The 1861-nt window shown below is 68.6% G+C and carries 2 rRNA genes and 1 pseudogene; 1 reads left to right on the plus strand and 2 read right to left on the minus strand.

Annotated features, from left to right (window positions below):
• Window positions 1-1043: pseudogene (locus tag G3I53_RS25860) on the plus strand (hypothetical protein); the annotation flags it as partial.
• Between the two features lie 119 nt (window positions 1044-1162).
• Here the strand turns inward: G3I53_RS25860 and rrf are convergent.
• Both rrf and G3I53_RS25870 read right to left on the minus strand, forming a co-directional pair.
• A 5S ribosomal RNA gene (gene rrf / locus G3I53_RS25865) occupies window positions 1163-1279 on the minus strand.
• Window positions 1280-1383: 104 nt separating this feature from the next.
• A 23S ribosomal RNA gene (locus tag G3I53_RS25870) occupies window positions 1384-1861 on the minus strand; the annotation flags it as partial.

Raw genomic sequence — 1861 nt, forward strand, 5'->3', positions numbered from 1 at the left:
CGGTCACCGCCACGGTCGTCGTCACGGCTGCTCCGGAAGCCGCCGCGGTCTCCGGCGCGGTCGTCGCGCCCGCGGAAGTCGTCCCGGCCGCGGGTGTCGTCGCGGCGGAAGCCACCGCGCTCGTCGCGGCCGGCCCGGTCGTCACGGCGGTCGTCACGGCCGCGGTACCCACCCCGGTCACCGCCCCGGCTGTCCTCGCGGCGGAAACCGCCCCGGTCGCCGCCGCGGCTGTCGCCCCGGTTGTCGTCCCGGCCGCGGTAACCGCCACGGTCGTCTCGGCCACGGAATCCACCGCGGTCACCGCGCTCGTCACGGCCGCCCGTCCGGTCGTCACGGCCACGGAAACCGCCGCGGTCACCGCGCTCGTCACGGCCGCCCGTCCGGTCGTCACGGCCACGGAAACCGCCGCGGTCACCGCGCTCGTCACGGCCGCCCGTCCGGTCGTCACGGCCACGGAAACCGCCGCTCCTGGGACCACGGTCGTCGTCCCGGCCCCGGTAGCCGCCGCGGTCACCACGGTCGTCGCGGCGGAAGCCGCCACGGTCGCCGCCCCGACTGTCGTCCCGCCCACCGCGGAATCCGCCGCGCTCATCGCGGCCGGCCCGGTCGTCACGGCCGCGGTACCCACCCCGGTCGTCGTCCCGTCGGTAGCCGTACCGCTCCCGGTCACCGCCCCGCCGGTCGTCCCGACGGTCGTCGCGGCCGCCACCGTAACCGCCGCGCTCACCGCCGCGGTTGTCGTCACGGCCGCGGTAGCCACCACGCTCGGGCCGGCCGCCGCGGTCGCCGCGGTCGCCACGGTCGTCGCGGTCGTCGCGGCGGAATCCACGATCCCGGTCGCCGCCCCGGTCACGGTCACGGTCACGGTCCCGGTCGTCGCGGCGGAAGGGAGGACGGTCACCATCCCTGCGGAACCCACGGTCCCGGTCGTCGCCCCGACGAGGGCCGCCGCGCTGGCCGCCACGGTCGGACCGGTCACCACTGTCCCGTCGCCGCTGATCGCGCTCCGGTCGGTCGTCGGGAGAGTTGGTGGACATCGGTGACTCCTGTCTTCGGTACCGCAAGTATCTCGCGCAGCCGGGTACCCAGCGCGCCATAAGCAAATGAAAAAGGACCCCTGGTCCCAGCTGAACGCTGGTGACCAGGGGTCCTTCCAAAGATTGTTCGGCGGCGTCCTACTCTCCCACAGGGTCCCCCCTGCAGTACCATCGGCGCTGTAAGGCTTAGCTTCCGGGTTCGGAATGTAACCGGGCGTTTCCCCTACGCTATGACCACCGAAACCCTAATGGTTTCGAGCGAACAAGCACACTCTTCTGTTGTGTGTTCTACTCAAAGCCGACAACGGTCGTTGTCTCAGAACTAACACAGTGGACGCGAGCAACTGAGGACAAGCCCTCGGCCTATTAGTACCGGTCAACTCCACACGTTACCGTGCTTCCATATCCGGCCTATCAACCCAGTCGTCTACTGGGAGCCTTACCCCATCAAGTGGGTGGGAGCCCTCATCTCGAAGCAGGCTTCCCGCTTAGATGCTTTCAGCGGTTATCCCTCCCGAACGTAGCCAACCAGCCATGCCCTTGGCAGAACAACTGGCACACCAGAGGTTCGTCCGTCCCGGTCCTCTCGTACTAGGGACAGCCCTTCTCAAGACTCCTACGCGCACAGCGGATAGGGACCGAACTGTCTCACGACGTTCTAAACCCAGCTCGCGTACCGCTTTAATGGGCGAACAGCCCAACCCTTGGGACCGACTCCAGCCCCAGGATGCGACGAGCCGACATCGAGGTGCCAAACCATCCCGTCGATATGGACTCTTGGGGAAGATCAGCCTGTTATCCCCGGGGTACCTTTTATCCGTTGA

It is taken from the genome of Streptomyces sp. SID14436 (assembly GCF_010548465.1).
In the GTDB taxonomy this organism is placed as follows: Bacteria; Actinomycetota; Actinomycetes; order Streptomycetales; family Streptomycetaceae; genus Streptomyces.